The sequence below is a fragment of the Devosia sp. XK-2 genome (assembly GCF_037113415.1).
Classification (GTDB): domain Bacteria; phylum Pseudomonadota; class Alphaproteobacteria; order Rhizobiales; family Devosiaceae; genus Devosia.
Genome location: NZ_CP146608.1, coordinates 867044 through 882071 on the forward strand (window position 1 = coordinate 867044; position 15028 = coordinate 882071).

The window sequence follows — 15028 nt, forward strand, 5'->3', positions numbered from 1 at the left end:
GATCAGCCCTCCACGAGCGTGTAGCTATCTCCGGCCTCAAGCTCAGACAGCGGTGCCGAAACGATGGTGTCTCCCACGCCCAGTCCGGTGACTTCAATCAACCGCCCGCGTTCCCATTCGCGCACCCGCGCCACGCCTTGGCGTTCCAGCGTGCCCTCGACCAGCTTGAGTACGAATTGGCCTTCGGCGTCCTCGCGTAGCGCTGCGGCCGGAACGGCAATGGCATTGTCCGCCTGATCGACCGTGATGTGCCCCGTGGCGAACATGCCACCCCTCAACATGCCCTCCTCATTGCTCAGCTCGATATAGATCGGCACGGTGCGCGTGCCGCTCAACGATACCGGATTGACGCGCGTAACCGTGCCGTCAAAGTCTTGCCCGTCCAGGCCGGTAACGCCGATTTTCACCGGTTGGCCGCGCGTGACGCGGGCGCTCGAGGTGACCGATGCGGTCGCATCGAACTCCATCTCATCCAGGTTCACGATGGTAAAGAGCGCCGTGCCGGCCGCCACGGTCTGGCCCGTATCAACTGACCGCGAGGAAACGATGCCGTCGAGCGGCGCCCGCACGGTCGCATTGTTAAGCGCTAGTTCGGCAGCGGCCACTGCGCTTTCGAGCGCTGTCAGATTGGCGCGCAGCGCTTCGGTCGCAGAGCGCGCCTGTTCGAGTGTCGAAGGGCTGGCAAGCCCCTGTCGGGCCAATTCCTCGGTCCGTTCCAGGCTCTGTTCGGACGAATTGAGTTGAGCCCGGGTGGCATTGGCGGTGGCGCGCTGTTGGTTGAGCTGCAATTCGAGCGGCGCCCTGTCAATCTGCGCCAGCACATCGCCTTCGTTGACCTCGTCACCCGGACGCACCATCACGGCCATCACCCGGCCTGAGGCTTGCGAGGCCACATCGGACTGGCGGGCGGGCACCAATGTGCCAGTGACCTTGACTGTCTCACGTAAAGTCGCAGGTTCGATGACTGTCGTCTCGGACTGACGGATCTGCATGGTCACAGGTTCTGCGTTCGCCGGCTCGGGAACCGGCGTGTCCTGCAACCGCAGCACTACGAAGCCGGTAATGGCCGCGACGATGATGGCCAGTACCACCCAGGGTGTTATCCGCCGCTTTGGCTTCAGCCCTTGGGCAATACGCGCGGCATTTTCCTTTTCGCGGCGGCTTTGCGCCCATTCAGGCTTCTTATGCGCGTCGGTCATTTCCCGTCCTTTTCATGATCTTCCGCTTCGCCGAGCGCCTTCGCCCAATGTGCAAGAATATCGGCAGACTTCTCCAGAAAGCTCTGCACCGCCGCGGCGCGTTGCGCAGCCGCCGAATCTTCCGCTCGCATGTCCTCGACACAGCCTTTGATGGATCGCGCCTGCCGCTCGAACTGGGCGGCCAGGTCGCCCACCACATCCAGTGGAGACAGGCCCGCGAGCTGGTAATAGTCCTGCCGATCTCCAGTGCGGGTTGTCAGCTTGAGGATGCCCTTGCGTGCCAGGTCACGAGCGTTGGTGCTGGCACTGGCCCGGCTGATCTCCAGCCGCTCGCTGATCTGAACCAGGTTCAGCTCCCGCCCTTCCACGGTCAGTAGTCCCAGAATCCGCCCTGAAATCCGCGGCTCGCCACGCTCCTGGGCCATCAATCCCATTTGTTCGATGAAGCGTGTGCTCGCCTTCAATCCAAACCTCTAAGTATCGTTCAATTCATACTGAACGATTTGAACGATGTGGGCAATGGCCGGGCGGGTGCTGAGACGGGCAGGCAGTTTGCTAAGAGAGGCAGCGGCATGAGCGCGGCGACCCGCGATCGCCAACGAGATTTCCAAAGGGAGATGGGCAGCCAGCTAGAACCGTCCCATTTCCTTTTTAACCCGTCCAAGAAACGCTTGCCGCTTTTGCTGCGTGACATTGTTCATGTCGTAAAGCGCGAGATATTTCGGCCTGGTCTGGAACGTCACCCAACCCCAGCGCATGGCGAGGCGGCGCGGTGGATCGCCCATGACCAGGGTGCGCCAGCGATCGCCGCCATAGGTGGTGATGAACGCGGCCTTCCTGATATTGGACAAACCGGGCACCAATTTGCCGCGATCGCCGCCGCCTTGCATGGTAAAAGTCACGCCCGGCAGGAAAATCCGGTCGAAATAGCCTTTCAAGATCGCCGGATAGCCGTAGTTCCAGACCGGATGGACAAAGACCAGAGCCTCAGCCGCGGTAAGCCTGTCCACATAGGGCCTGGTCAGTTCGGTCAGATTGCCCGGAACATCGTGATAGCCCAACCGCTCCTCGCGGCTGAGCACGGCCGGAAAATCCTCGTCGTAAAGGTTGAGCGCATCCACGCCGTGCCCGGCCTGCTCCAGGCTGTCGACCGCGGCGTGAAACAAGGCGCGGTTAAAGCTTGTCTCGACCGGATGAGCATGAATGACGTGAACTCGCATCAGGCGCTCTGCCGCACCGTATTGAGCCCGTCGAACAGCCAGACTTTGCCGGCGTTGAAGTCGAAATCAGGATTCTCCCAAGCAACCATTTTGCCCGGATTGAGCATGCCCTTGGGATCAGCCTCCCGCTTGAATGCAAGCTGCTTAAGATCGGTGCGCTTCATCCCGCCTTCCTCGAGCGTATAGCGGTGTGGATTGAAGACATTGCACTCATTGTCCTCATGGATGCGGATGATCTCTTCCAGGCGCTCTTCGCTCGTATAGCGCACCAGGGGCAGACCGGCGAAGGTCACCTGGCCATCCTGGCGGGTCATTTCGATATGCATGGGCAATTCGTCGCCCAGAATGCCGACGATTTTCCCAACATGTTCGAGGCTGGGATAGCGCGTCTGCAAATAGGTGATGGCCGGATCGACCTTGAGGGCACGCAGTGTGGTGTGGTTCCAGGCCAGTTCGTAAACCGGTGGCAGGCGGCGCTTTTCCTCGTCTGGAACCTGGTCAGCCCGAAAAACCAGATCGCCCTTGTGATGCTGGACGAAGAGCTCCATGGCATCGACCGAAACCGGTGCCACCATCAGGAGGACGACCGACTGCCCGTCCTTGAGATAGGGCTTGTGGCGGTTGAAATAGGCTTCCGGAATGGGCGCGGCGCAGGGCGCGACCTCCTTGACCAGCAGCCCGTCCTGCAAGGCGACGGCCTCGGCGAACGCGGCGGCATCCATGAAGTGGTCGAAGCCAACAATCATGTCGACCCAGTCATAGGCCGGGGCCAGTGGCATTTCGGCCTCGACGATAATGCCGTTGGTGCCATAGGCATGGGCGACCTTGAGAATGTCTTCGCCCTTGAGATCGAGTTCGCGCGGCTCGGCCTCGCAGGTGACGATCTTCAACCCAAGAATACTACCCAGATTGCGCAGCCCGCCCCAACGGACCGAACCGACGCCGCCGGAGCCGCCGGCGATGAAACCGCCCAGCGAGGCCATGCGATAGGTCGAGGGGTGGAAGCGCAATTCCCCACCCGCCGCGGCCCTGGTCTCGTGGTCGAGCTTCTCCAGCACAGCGCCAGCCTGGGCCCGAACACGGTCGGACTTGATCTCGAGCACCTTGTCCATGTTCATCAGATTAAGCATCGCACCGCCCGAGAGCGGCATGGCCTGGCCGTAATTGCCGGTGCCCGCGCCGCGTGGGGTAATAGCGACGCTATGCTTATACGCAGCGCGCAGCACTGTCTTGATATCTTCGGTGGAGCGTGGCGAAACGACGACTTCGGCAGTGACGTGGTCGAGCTTGGCTTTCAGGACCGGTGAATACCAGTAATGGTCGCGGCTGCGTTGCTGGACGATGCGGGGATTGTCTTCCTGCGGGATGTCACCCAGTTCAGCGCGGAAATCTGCAATGCTCATGATAATCCCATCAGGTCGTCGAGTTCTCGATAGTCGGGTAGGGTCGTATCCAATGACTTGCCGGCGCGGATCACGGTGCGATCAGATTGTGGCCGGGACATCAGCTCGGTCCAATTGCGGCCCTTGAACAGCACTAGATCGGCCGGGGCGCCAGGCTTTAGCTCCGCGGTAAAAGCAAACCGGGCAATGGCCGCGGGATCGGCCGAGACCGATCGTGTCCAGGCAAAAGCATCGATCTGCGGATGATCGAAATGGACAATGCGGGCGCCTTCGCGCAGGACCTCGAAGCCATCGAGATCGCCATAGGCATAGAAGGGGTCGCGGGTATTGTCCGAGGCAATGGCGACCTTTACACCCGCAGCCTTGAGTTCATTGAGCAGCGTCACGCCACGCCAGCGGGGCGTGCGCACACCGGACGCATTGTCCCGATCCTGCAGGTACATATTGCACATGGGCAGCGAGACCACGGCAATGCCGGCGCGGGCGACCTTGTCGATGACCCGCTTTGCCGTTTTCTCATCCTGCACTGCCAGCGAGCAGCAATGGCCGGCCACGACCGAGCCAGTGAAGCCGCTTTCGAGAACGGCATCGGCGAGGCATTCGAGGGCATTGGCCGTCGGATCGGGCGATTCGTCGGTGTGGAGGTCGATATCGAGGCCGAGTTCTCCCGCCATGGCCACCAGCGTTCGCATAATGGTGGGATTTTCTGGATGCACGGCGGTCGAGCCACCCAATATGCCGCCCGCAGCCTTGGTGCGCTCAGCAACGGCCCGCAGCTTTGGCGCGTCGAGGATGGTGTCGGGGCCCAGCAGTCCGGCGCCTTGCAACTCGATCCGCCCGGCCCAGCGGGTGCGCATGGCCTCGAACACGTCCCAGGTAATCTCATGCTGGGGTGGGGCCATGTCGAGATGGGTGCGGATGGCGGCTGTGCCATGGGCATAGGCGCAGCGCAGGGAAAAATCCATGCGGCGCTCGACATCGGCAGAGGCCCAATGGGCTTCGCGGTCTTCCAGAACGGCCATCAGCGCGCCGATCCACGTTCCGTCGGGGTTCTGCTTGCGCGGCCAGATATGGCCCTTGTCGAGATGGGTGTGGAGGTCCACGAAGGCCGGCAGGACGATATCGCCGCGCATATCGATACGTTGCGGTAAGGTACCCGAACCAGCGGGGCCGATGGCGGCGATCCTTGCATCGGCAATGGTGATATCGACCAGCTCCAGGGCCCCGGAGACCGGATCACCCATGAGTGCCGTCGGGACGGCGGCATTGGCCAGGACATAGTGGCCGTCAGCGGGAATGGGTAGGGTCATCCTCAATTCTCCCGCTTCATCGCGCTTTCGTGCCAGCGATGCAGCAGCAGCCAGGCGATGAGCGAGGTCGCGGCAAAGATCGCGACACCGGTGATCATCAGAAGGATCAAAGCGGCGTAGAGGCGGGGATAATTGAGGCGATAGCCCGATTCAAGCAGCCGGAAGGCAAGGCCCGAGCCCTTGCCGGCTGAACCGGCCGCGAATTCGGCCACAACGGCGGCAATGAGCGAGAGACCACCACCGATCCTGAGGCCGGCGGCGAAATAGGGCAGGGAGGCGGGCAGCTTGAGATAGACAAGCGTTTGCCAGCGATTGGCGCCATAAAGCTCGAACAGGTTGAGCAGGTTATGATCGACGCTTTTCAATCCCGCCACCATATTGGACAGGATCGGGAAAAAGGCGACCACGAAGGCGCAGGTCAGCAGCGCCGACTGCGTGTCCGGCATATAGATGATGAGGAGGGGCGCGATGGCGATCATCGGCGTCACCTGCAGGATGACGGCGAATGGGAAGATCGCCAGTTCGATCCACTTGCTCTGGACCAGAATGATGGCAAGGCCGACGCCGCCGATCAACGCGATGGCTAGGGCCAGAAAGGTGATGCGCAGGGTGACGAGCAGTGATGGCGAAAGCGTGCTCCAGTCGGTGTAGAGCGCGGTAATCACGTCGCCCGGAGCTGGCATAATGTAGCGCGGCACCTGGTTGACCACGATGTGCAATTGCCACAGGCCGATAGCCAGGACCACCATGATGAACGGAATGGCGATGCGCAGGATCTTCTCGATCGTGCTGGTGCGCGCCACGGCGATGGCGACGGCGCTGTCGGTGCCGGCTTCGGCAATATTGGCGGTCTGGACGGCGTCGGTCATGTCCCCTGCGCTCCCAGCATGATGGCGTCCTGAAGGGCCCGCGACACACGGTCTGTGGTGGCGCGATATTCCTCCGAGGTGCGGTAATTGGCGTCGCGTGTGGCCGACGTCTCGATGGAAAGGTCAGCGCAAACCTGGCCCGGCCGGGCGCGCATGACGACGATGCGGTTGGACAAAAAGGCGCTCTCGAACACCGAATGGGTGACGAAAATCACGGTGATGCCGCTCTCCCGCCAGAGCCGGAGCACGTCGTCATTGAGCTTCTGCCGCGTGATTTCGTCGAGGGCAGCAAAGGGCTCGTCCATCAGCAATAGGCGCGGCTTGGTGACCAGCGCACGGGCGATTGAGACGCGCATCTTCATGCCGCCCGAAAGCTCGCGCGGATAAGAGCTCTCAAAATCGGCCAGACCAACCGATGCCAAGGTTTCCATGATACGGGGGCGAGCGGCGCTCTTGCTGACCCCGGTCAGGCGGAGCGGCAAATAGACATTGTCCAAGACAGTTGCCCAGGGCATGAGCGTCGGTTCCTGGAAGACAAAGCCGACATCGCCCTCGGGCAGTCCCCGGGCATTGATGCGGGAACTGGGCCAGTCGATGCTGCCCGAAGAGGCAGCGCCCAGACCGGCAATGATGCGCAGTGCGGTGGACTTGCCGCATCCTGAAGGGCCAAGAAGGCTGAGAAACTCGCCGCGGCGCACATCAAGGGTCATATCCTTGAGCGCCAACGTTCCATTGGAAAACAGCTTGCTCACATTGCGCATCGACACGACGGTGCGCTCGGGAGCGGTCGCGGCCGTTTGCGTGGCCGGTTCAATCAGATCAGTCAAAATACCAAACCCGGGCTAGGGTCAGAGTGGCGCGGGCGGGATTGCCCGCGCCTCGGATCGCAGGACGATCGCTTACATCAGGTCCATGCCAAGACCCTGGCAGACATATTCGGTCGTGTAGGCTGTGGAGATGTCGAGGCCCGCCTCGTAGACACCCACTTCCACCATCTTGTCGTAGAATTCGGTCCAATGGGCGTCGGTCATGCAACCAATGCCCTTGGTCTCGGCATCGCCGGAAACGACAATACCGTATTCCTTCATCTTCTCGATTCCATAGGCAATCTGATCATCGGTCATTTCCGGATTGTCGGCCTTGATCAGCTCATTGGCGGCGGCATTGTCGCCATAAAGATAATTGTACCAGCCGATGATCGAAGCCTCGACGAAGCGCTTGGCGATGTCCGGGTTCTCGTCCACCCAGGGCTTCATCGCTTCGATCGTGGTGGAATAGGGGGTATAGCCCTGATCGGCCAGTAGCCACACATCGGGTGCAAAGCCGGCCTCGCGCTCGATGGCGAGCGGCTCGGAGGTGAGATAGCCCTGCTGGATGGCCATGTCGTCGGCCAGGAACGAAGCGGGATTAAACTGATAGGGCTCGTATTTCTCTTCCACGAATTCAGGCCATTCGGTCTTCATCCAAGAGAAATAGGAGGTGAACCCGTCCGCGCCCAGGATGTACTTGCTGGCGCCCGCCAGTTCGGGGAAGCTTGCGAACTTGCCCGGATGCGACATCAGGATTTGCGGATCCTTCTGGAAGATGGCGGCCAGGGTAATGGTGGGAATCTGTTCCTTGACGGCGTTGATCGCGCCGGACGCGCCGCCCATGTAGAATTGCACCTGGCCCGAGACCAGCATCGGCCGGCCCGGCGATTGTGGTCCGCCCTGCATGACGGTGACGTCGAGGCCGTATTCTGCGTAGGTTCCGTCGGCAATGGCCTGGTAGTAGCCGCCATGTTCGGCCTGTGCGAGCCAATTGGTGGCAAAGGTGACTTTGTCCAGTTCCTGGGCGGCAACCGGCGAGGCAGCCAGTGCCAAAGCGGCCAGGAGAATGGTCTTGGTTGAAATCTGCATTCTGCGCTCCCTGTGCCGCAATCCCTCGTCGCGGCTTGTGGTTTGACGGCTGGGGCCGCCGAAACCCTACCTTTCGACATGCGCGCGCAGATGGAAAGCTAAAATTTAGGCATTTTGAGGGAATGCCTGCTATGCGTGCAGTGGGTAGCGCTAGGGCTGGTCAGGTCGGCATTGCGCCACTAGCATTCGCGTCTAAATTGACGAGACCACATGTTCACACCCCTCTCCCCCAAGAGTATTCATCCGCCCTTCGCGCCCTATAGCCACGGGGTGGTCGTGCCTGCGGGGCAAAAGCTGGTATTCTGTTCGGGGCAGTTGGGGATTGGAGCCGACGGCGACATTCCGCCTGATTGTGCTGGTCAGGCGCGACTGTGCTTTGACAATATTGCTGCGATCCTCGCTGAGGCGGGATTGGGCCTCGCAGATATTGTGCGCATCAATGCCTATGTCACCGGGCGGGAGCATCTGGCGGACTATATGGCCGTGCGCAATGCATTGTTCGCCGAACCCCATCCCGCCTCCACGCTGATGATCGTTTCCGGCTTCGCCCGCCCCGAATTCTTGGTCGAGATCGAAGCTGTTGCCGCCGGCCCTGCCTGAGGAACTTCAAGAATGCGCAAGATCTGGTGGACCGATTTCGCCGCCCGCGAATTCGACAATCTCGACCCCGAAAAGACCATCGCCATATTGCCCATTGCCGCGGTAGAGCAGCACGGCCCGCACCTGCCGGTGGGCACCGATACCATCATCAATACCTCGATGATGGAACTGCTCGCCGCGCAGGCACCGGACGACATGGATATCCGCATCCTGCCGGTGCAGGCCGTGGGCAAGTCCAACGAACATATCTGGGCCAAGGGTACAATCTCGCACAAGGCAACCAATCTGATCGATGCCTGGACCCAGATCGGGCTCGAAGTGGCGCGGGCCGGGGTGAAGAAGATCGTCTTCGTCAATTCCCATGGCGGCAATGAAGAGATCATGGGCATCGTCGCGCGCGAGCTGCGGGTCGAGGCCGGCATGCTGGCAGTCAAGAGTGGCTGGCGCTTCGGCGCGCCTAAGGGGGTGCTCAGCGATCTCGAACGCCGCCACGGTATCCATGGCGGGGATTCGGAAACCTCGCTGATCCTGCATTTCCGGCCCGACCTGGTGGATATGGCGCGCGCCGGAAATTTCCCCTCTATCGCCGCACGGGACGAGCAGCAGTTCAAATATCTCCGGCCCACCGGCGCTTTCGGGCACGTCTATGCCTGGATCGCCTCCGATATTAATCCGGGCGGGGCAGTGGGCGAGGCGGCGCTGGCCACGGCGGAGAAAGGGCGGCTCATCGCCGAGCGCAATGTGGCCGGCATGATCGAGGTGCTGCGCGAGGTCGAGCGCATGCCTTTGCCCGGCAGTGCGCGCTGGCTGCCGTAGAGCGTTTCCAGCAAAAGTGGCAACGGTTTTGCGGTTCGGAAACGCGACTTGGGAGACAGCTAGACCAGCTTGCCATCCGCGATGATGGCGCGGACCTCATCTTCCACCGAATCCAGTATGCGATTGATGGCCGCGACAGCCTGATCGGCATCTTCGGCGACGATGGCGTCGGCCAGATCGCGGTGGATGGGGAAGGAATCAAGCCCGAAGGCGTCGCGGTTGAATGGCGAGATTTCACCCCGCTCAAGGGCGTGATCCAGATTGGTCAGGATCTGGCCATACATGGGATTGCCCGAGGCGTCGTAGATGGCGTTGTGGAAGGCATGATCGGCCTTGCGCCAGGGGCGGCCACTATTCACATCGGCCAGGAGCACATCGCATAGACGGCCGATTTCGCGGCGCTGATTGGCCGTGGCATGCAGCGTTGCCTTGCGAACCACGTCATTTTCCAGCGTCCGGCGGATTTCGAGCAGCCGCAGCAGCGCTTCGCCCTCCAGCCGCACCATGGTGGGCACAAGGCCACGCGAGGTCTGGACGCGGGCGGCAAGATAGGTGCCATCGCCGCGGCGACGGCGGATGATACCTAGCCCCTCCCAGCGATTGAGCGCCTCTCTTATGGTGGATCGCCCCACGCCCAATGAGGCGGCCAATGAAACTTCGGGCGGCAGGCGATCCCCGATCTTGAGCCCGGCACGCTCCACCATTTCGGCAAGTGCATCCAGCACCGCCACATTGCGCGTGCGGTTCTCCAGCGGCTCAAGATAGCTCAGGGCGGTTTCCCGACTCATCGGTGCCCATTCCTCCCGGTGTGGCGGCAGCTTATCGGCCACTCACACCATATCTTTGCCGATTTGTCAGCCTTGCGCCGCCAGCGGCGGTGCTTTGAGGTCGAGCAATTCGGTCAGCGCGGCGATCAGCCTGTCCATTTGCGGTCGTGAATTATAGCCCTGCACCGAGAGACGGACGATGCAGGTGTCCTGCCACTTAAAGACCGGAATTTCGATGCCATAGCGATCGAAAAGGGTCTTGTGCACCTCCAGTGTATCGCATTCGGGAATGGGCATGGCGACCATTTGTGGGGCGCAGAATTCGGGGCTGCTAAGGGGGGCGAGCCCGGTCAACTCGCCCAGGCGTCGCGCCGTGTCCTGCGCCAGCGCCCGGCAATGGTCGGCCACCGCCCACCACTCATTGTCATTACGAAACTGGATCGCCGCCGGGACGGTCAGCCAAGGTGCGGGGTCGCGCGTGCCCTGGATTTCGATTTCGTCGATATAGGGGGAATTGCCGAAGGCGCCCTGGGCGCCTGGCTCTTTGGAATCCTTGGTCCAGCCGTGGCTGATGACCAGCGGATTAAGAAGGCCCTGCATGTCGCGCCGCGTATACAAGAATGCCGAACCCTTGGGGGTCATCATCCATTTGTGGCAATTGCCCGAATAGAAATCGGCACCCATAGCGTCGAGATCGAGCCTTATATGGCCGGGTGTATGCGCCCCATCGATCACCGACCATATGCCGCGCCGGCGCGCTTCCTTGATGGCATTTTCGATGGGGAACAGCAGGGCCGTGGGCGAGGTGATATGGCTGAGGAACAGCACTTTCGTGCGCTCCGTCATGCCCCCGACTATGGCCTCAGTGAAGGCTTTCTCGCTTGTGAGCGGCATGGGCACCTTGACCATGACAATCTCGGCGCCGGTCTTGCGGCAGATATAGGCCCAGGTCTTTTCCAGCGCCGAATATTCGTGATCGGTGGTGAGGATCTGGTCGCCGGGTTTGAGATCGAGCGATTGGGCGACGATATTGAGGCCGCTCGTGGCATTGAGCACGCCGACAATGTCATTGGCATCGCAACCGAGTTCCTCCGCCAGCGCTTCACGCGGCACGCGCAAGAGGTCATGCAGGCGCCGGCCCAGAAACTCAACGGGTTCCTGTTCGAGTTCGAGCTGCCAGGCCTGATAGGCCTCGAATACCGGACGCGGGCAGGCGCCGAACGAGCCGTGATTGAGGAAGGTCACATCCTCACGCAGGAGGAAATGCCGGGCGAGATTGTCGGACACGGTTCAGCGACCTTTCAGGGTGGGATCGAGAGCATCGCGCAAACCGTCGCCGAAAAGCGAGGTGGCGAGCACGGTGATGGCCAGCGCCGCCGTCGGGAAAACGGCGAGATGCCAGTAATAAAACATGAAATTGATGCCCTCGTTGATCATCTGCCCCCAGGTCGGGGTCGGCGGGGGCACGCCGATGCCCAGAAAGCTCAGCGAAGCCTCGAGCATCATGGCCAGGGGGATGGCCAGCACGAAGCCCACGATGATCGGGCTGATGGAATTGGGGATGAGGTGGCGGCGGATGATGTACCAGGGTGAGGCACCGAGCGCCTGGGCCGCACGGACAAACTCCTTCTCACGAAAGGCTTTGACCTGCGCGCGCACCAGAAGGCACACCTGCACCCAGCCGAACAGCGCGGCAATGGCGACGATGGAAGTGTAGCCCCCGCGGGTGAGGGTGCCGAGCAGCATGGCGGCGAGCAGCGGCGGCACCACCGAAAACAGTTCGATCACGCGCATGATGACCCAGTCGGTCCGGCCACCGAAATAGCCGCCCAGAGCCCCCAGCGGGATGCCGATCAGCACCGAAAAGCCGGCGGCGATAAAGCCGATGGAAAGTGATACGCGCGCGCCATAGACGATGCGCGTATAAAAATCGCGCCCCAGATTATCGACGCCGAACCAGTGCTCGGGCGAGGGAAAGGCCAGAGATTGGGTGAGGAACATTTGCGCCTCGGGCGGCACCGGCGTGATCAGCGGCGCAAAGATCGCCATCAGGATCAGCACGCTCATCACGATCCCGCCGGCGACGGCTGCCCTGTTGGAGAGGAAACGCTGCCAGGCGAACCAGAGCGGGCTGCGCTGGCGCGGCGGGGCGGCTTCAACTGCTGGCGGAACGATGGTGTCGGTCATTCTGCGCCTCCTACGCGGATACGCGGATTGATCAGCGCATAGACGATGTCTGAGACGAGATAAGCGATGCAGTACATGAAGGTGATCATGAGCATCAGCGCCATTTCCAGCGGATAGTCACGCGTCTCGATGGAGGAGACGAAATAGGCGCCCAGGCCCGGCACGCGGAACATGGCCTCGACGAAAATCGAGCCAGTGGCCGTGCCGATGAACATGGGCAGGAAGACCGTAACCAGCGGAATGGCCGAATTGCGCAGCACATGCTGAAAGACAATGCGGCGTTCGCTGAGACCCTTGGCCCGCAACACCGTGACGAAGGGCCGGCTCATCGTGTCGAGCATGGCCGAGCGCGTGTAGCGGGCATAGGTGGCAACCGGGATGGCCGCGTAGGCGATAATCGGCAATATCCAACGCTCCGGCTGCGGCCAGCCGCTGGCGGGCAGCCATTTGAGCCAGACCGCGAAGACCAGGATCAGCAGCATTGAGGTGACGAAGACCGGAATGGTGAGGCCCAAAGTGGCGACGGCCGAGGCGAGATAGTCGATCCAGCTATTGCGATTGAGCGCGGCGGCCATACCGAGGAGGATGCCAAGTGGCGCGCCGATCAGCACGCCGAGGCCGCCCAGAATGAGGCTGGGCACCCAGGCACGGGAAAGGAGTTGCAGCACGCTTTCGCCCGGACTCTGATAGGGCACGCCGAAGTCGAACTGCAGCACGCCCCACATGTAACGCAGATATTGCACATAGAGCGGCTGATCGAGACCGAGCTGGGCCATGAGTTTGGCGCGAACGGCTTCCGAAACCGGCATGTCATTAGCGTCGAACGGGCCACCGGGCACGGCATGCATCATCAGGAAGATGATGAGGGAGACCACAATGAAAGTGAAGGCGACCGAAACGAGGCGGCGCAGGATATAGCTTAGCATGGCCTCATCCCCTCAATTGGTCACATAGGCCTCGACCCGGTGATCCGGGGCGATGGAAACGAGTTTGGGTTCGCTATGCGGGGCCACGCCCGCCTGCAGCGTGGTGAGGCGCGGGGTCTGGGCATCGATTTCTTCGGCACTGAGGAACGTGCGGGCGCGCTTGTCGCGTGGATTGGTCGCCGGCACAGCATCGAGCAGGGCGCGCGTATAGGGGTGCTGCGGGTCCGAGAAAATGCGTTCGGTCGGTGCTTCCTCGACCACGCGGCCGCGATACATCACCACAACGCTGTCAGTGAGGGATTTGACCGTGGACAGGTCATGGCTGATGAACAGCATGGAAAGACCCATCTCGGCCTGAAGCTTTTTCAATAGGCCTATGATCTGCGCCTTCACCGTGACGTCGAGCGCAGACGTCGGCTCGTCGGCCACCAGAACGTCAGGCTCCAGCACGAGGGCCCGGGCTATGGCCACGCGCTGGCGCTGCCCGCCAGACAATTCGTGCGGATAGCGATTGGCAAAGGATCGGTCTAGGCCGACACGCTCCAGCCAGGAGAGGGCGATCTCCTGCTGCTCGCGCGTAGTGCCGACCCCATGAATATGCAGCGGCTCCGCAATGATCTGGGTCAGCGTCATCATCGGATCGAGCGCCGAATAGCTGTCCTGGAAGACGATCTGCATTTTCCTGCGCCAGGGTTTGAGCGCTTCGGGCGACAAGGTGGAAATGTCCTGGCCATGGACCAGGATTTGGCCGCGCGTCACATCGGTGAGGCGCATGGCCATCATGCCGGTCGTGGTCTTGCCCGATCCGCTCTCACCGACAATGGCAACAATGCGGTTTCTGGGCAGGGCCAGGTTGATTTCCCTAACCGCATGGAAATCAGCATAGTCGGTGAACAGGCCGCGCCGGCGCCGGATGCGATAGGCCTTGGCGAGGCCCCTGAGTTCGAGCGCGGGTGTGTCGCTGTCGCTGCCGCGCGATGGCTCGAACCGGGCATGGAGGCTCGCGAGGAGCTGCTTGGTATAGGCGTGCTGCGGCGCATCGAAAATCTGTTGCACGGGCCCTTGTTCCATGACCTCGCCGCGGTACATGACCAGCACCCGGTCGACCGTTTCGGCGATGACGCCCAGGTCGTGAGTGATCATGATCAGCGCCATGCCGAACTCCGCCTGCACCTTCTTGATGAGCTGCAGGATCTGCGCCTGGATGGTGACGTCAAGCGCGGTGGTCGGCTCGTCGGCAATCAGCACTTTGGGCCGGCAGGACAGGGCCATGGCGATCATGGCGCGCTGCAGCATGCCGCCGGAAAGCTGGTGCGGATAGTAGTTAAGGACGTCTGCCGCGTTCTTGATCTCGACGCGCTGCAAGAGCTCCTCCGCTTCCCTGATCGCGTCGCGCCTGGAGACATTGCGATGCGCCTGAATGGTCTCGGCGATCTGGTGGCCGATGGTGAAGACCGGATCGAAGGCCGTCATCGGGTCCTGGAAAATCATGGCGGCGGAGCGGCCGCGCAGGCGGGCGAGGTCTTCGCGACTGGCCCTGCCGACATCGACGCCATCCAGCGCCAGTTTTTTCGCACTGACCTCGGCCGTGGCGGGCAAGAGCCGCATGAGCGCGCTGCATGACACCGATTTACCTGAGCCGCTTTCCCCTACGATCCCGAGGCTCTCGCCGGGTTCAACGGTAAAGCTGATGCCGCGCACGGCGTCGATCGTGCCGCCATATTGGCGGAAACTGACCCGCAGGTCTTCGATTTCAACGAGGGACATGGCTGGGACCCGCTTGGGCGGCGCCCCCCGACTGGGAATGCCCGGGAGGCGCCTGTTGGAACGCTG

The 15028-nt window shown here is 61.7% G+C and carries 15 protein-coding genes; 2 read left to right on the forward strand and 13 right to left on the reverse strand.

The window, feature by feature from the left end; translation table 11 throughout:
* Positions 1-2: 2 nt before the first annotated feature.
* From V8Z65_RS04220 to V8Z65_RS04255, 8 genes are all read right to left on the reverse strand, one after another.
* A complete protein-coding gene (locus tag V8Z65_RS04220; RefSeq protein WP_338722757.1) occupies positions 3-1199 on the reverse strand; it encodes an efflux RND transporter periplasmic adaptor subunit in 1197 nt (398 codons plus the stop codon).
* Positions 1196-1624 carry a hypothetical protein gene (locus tag V8Z65_RS04225; protein WP_338722758.1) on the reverse strand — a complete coding sequence of 143 codons (429 nt, stop codon included), beginning with the start codon at positions 1622-1624 and terminating at the stop codon, positions 1196-1198. Before V8Z65_RS04225 ends, V8Z65_RS04220 begins: the two co-directional genes overlap by 4 nt.
* Before the next feature lie 204 nt (positions 1625-1828).
* Positions 1829-2419 (reverse strand): NAD(P)H-dependent oxidoreductase, encoded by a 591-nt coding sequence (locus V8Z65_RS04230; protein ID WP_338722759.1) that lies wholly within the window; start codon positions 2417-2419, stop codon positions 1829-1831.
* Positions 2419-3822 carry an FAD-binding oxidoreductase gene (locus V8Z65_RS04235; RefSeq protein WP_338722761.1) on the reverse strand — a complete coding sequence of 468 codons (1404 nt, stop codon included), beginning with the start codon at positions 3820-3822 and terminating at the stop codon, positions 2419-2421. Before V8Z65_RS04235 ends, V8Z65_RS04230 begins: the two co-directional genes overlap by 1 nt.
* Positions 3819-5132 (reverse strand): cytosine deaminase, encoded by a 1314-nt coding sequence (locus V8Z65_RS04240; RefSeq protein WP_338722763.1) that lies wholly within the window; start codon positions 5130-5132, stop codon positions 3819-3821. Before V8Z65_RS04240 ends, V8Z65_RS04235 begins: the two co-directional genes overlap by 4 nt.
* A gap of 2 nt (positions 5133-5134) precedes the next feature.
* Positions 5135-6001 carry an ABC transporter permease gene (locus tag V8Z65_RS04245; protein WP_338722764.1) on the reverse strand — a complete coding sequence of 289 codons (867 nt, stop codon included), beginning with the start codon at positions 5999-6001 and terminating at the stop codon, positions 5135-5137.
* Positions 5998-6762: an ABC transporter ATP-binding protein gene (locus V8Z65_RS04250; protein WP_338723947.1), complete on the reverse strand. Its 765-nt coding sequence runs from the start codon at positions 6760-6762 to the stop codon at positions 5998-6000. The genes V8Z65_RS04245 and V8Z65_RS04250 overlap by 4 nt, the downstream gene beginning before the upstream one ends.
* Before the next feature lie 138 nt (positions 6763-6900).
* Positions 6901-7899 (reverse strand): ABC transporter substrate-binding protein, encoded by a 999-nt coding sequence (locus V8Z65_RS04255; protein ID WP_338722765.1) that lies wholly within the window; start codon positions 7897-7899, stop codon positions 6901-6903.
* A 210-nt stretch (positions 7900-8109) separates the two neighbouring features.
* Here V8Z65_RS04255 and V8Z65_RS04260 point away from each other — a divergent pair, with 210 nt between their 5' ends.
* Together V8Z65_RS04260 and V8Z65_RS04265 are read left to right on the forward strand one after the other, a co-directional pair.
* On the forward strand, positions 8110-8499 hold the full coding sequence (locus V8Z65_RS04260) for a Rid family hydrolase (RefSeq protein ID WP_338722766.1): 390 nt from the start codon (positions 8110-8112) through the stop codon (positions 8497-8499).
* A gap of 12 nt (positions 8500-8511) precedes the next feature.
* Positions 8512-9315, forward strand: a complete 804-nt coding sequence (locus V8Z65_RS04265; RefSeq protein WP_338722767.1) for a creatininase family protein — start codon at positions 8512-8514, stop codon at positions 9313-9315.
* A gap of 59 nt (positions 9316-9374) precedes the next feature.
* On the opposite strand, the gene V8Z65_RS04270 is transcribed toward V8Z65_RS04265, so the two are convergent.
* The 5 genes from V8Z65_RS04270 to V8Z65_RS04290 form a co-directional block, all read right to left on the reverse strand.
* The gene (locus V8Z65_RS04270; protein ID WP_338722769.1) at positions 9375-10103 is read right to left on the reverse strand and encodes a FadR/GntR family transcriptional regulator; all 729 of its coding nucleotides are present in this window, start codon (positions 10101-10103) and stop codon (positions 9375-9377) included.
* Between the two features lie 66 nt (positions 10104-10169).
* A complete protein-coding gene (locus V8Z65_RS04275) occupies positions 10170-11369 on the reverse strand; it encodes an aminotransferase class V-fold PLP-dependent enzyme (RefSeq protein ID WP_338722771.1) in 1200 nt (399 codons plus the stop codon).
* 3 nt (positions 11370-11372) lie between these two features.
* Positions 11373-12269, reverse strand: a complete 897-nt coding sequence (locus V8Z65_RS04280; RefSeq protein ID WP_338722772.1) for an ABC transporter permease — start codon at positions 12267-12269, stop codon at positions 11373-11375.
* Complete coding sequence (locus V8Z65_RS04285) at positions 12266-13195, reverse strand: ABC transporter permease (protein ID WP_338722773.1); 930 nt, start codon at positions 13193-13195, stop codon at positions 12266-12268. The genes V8Z65_RS04280 and V8Z65_RS04285 overlap by 4 nt, the downstream gene beginning before the upstream one ends.
* A gap of 12 nt (positions 13196-13207) precedes the next feature.
* Entirely contained in the window at positions 13208-14962 is a 1755-nt protein-coding gene (locus tag V8Z65_RS04290) for an ABC transporter ATP-binding protein (RefSeq protein ID WP_338722774.1), read from the reverse strand.
* Positions 14963-15028 lie beyond the last annotated feature (66 nt).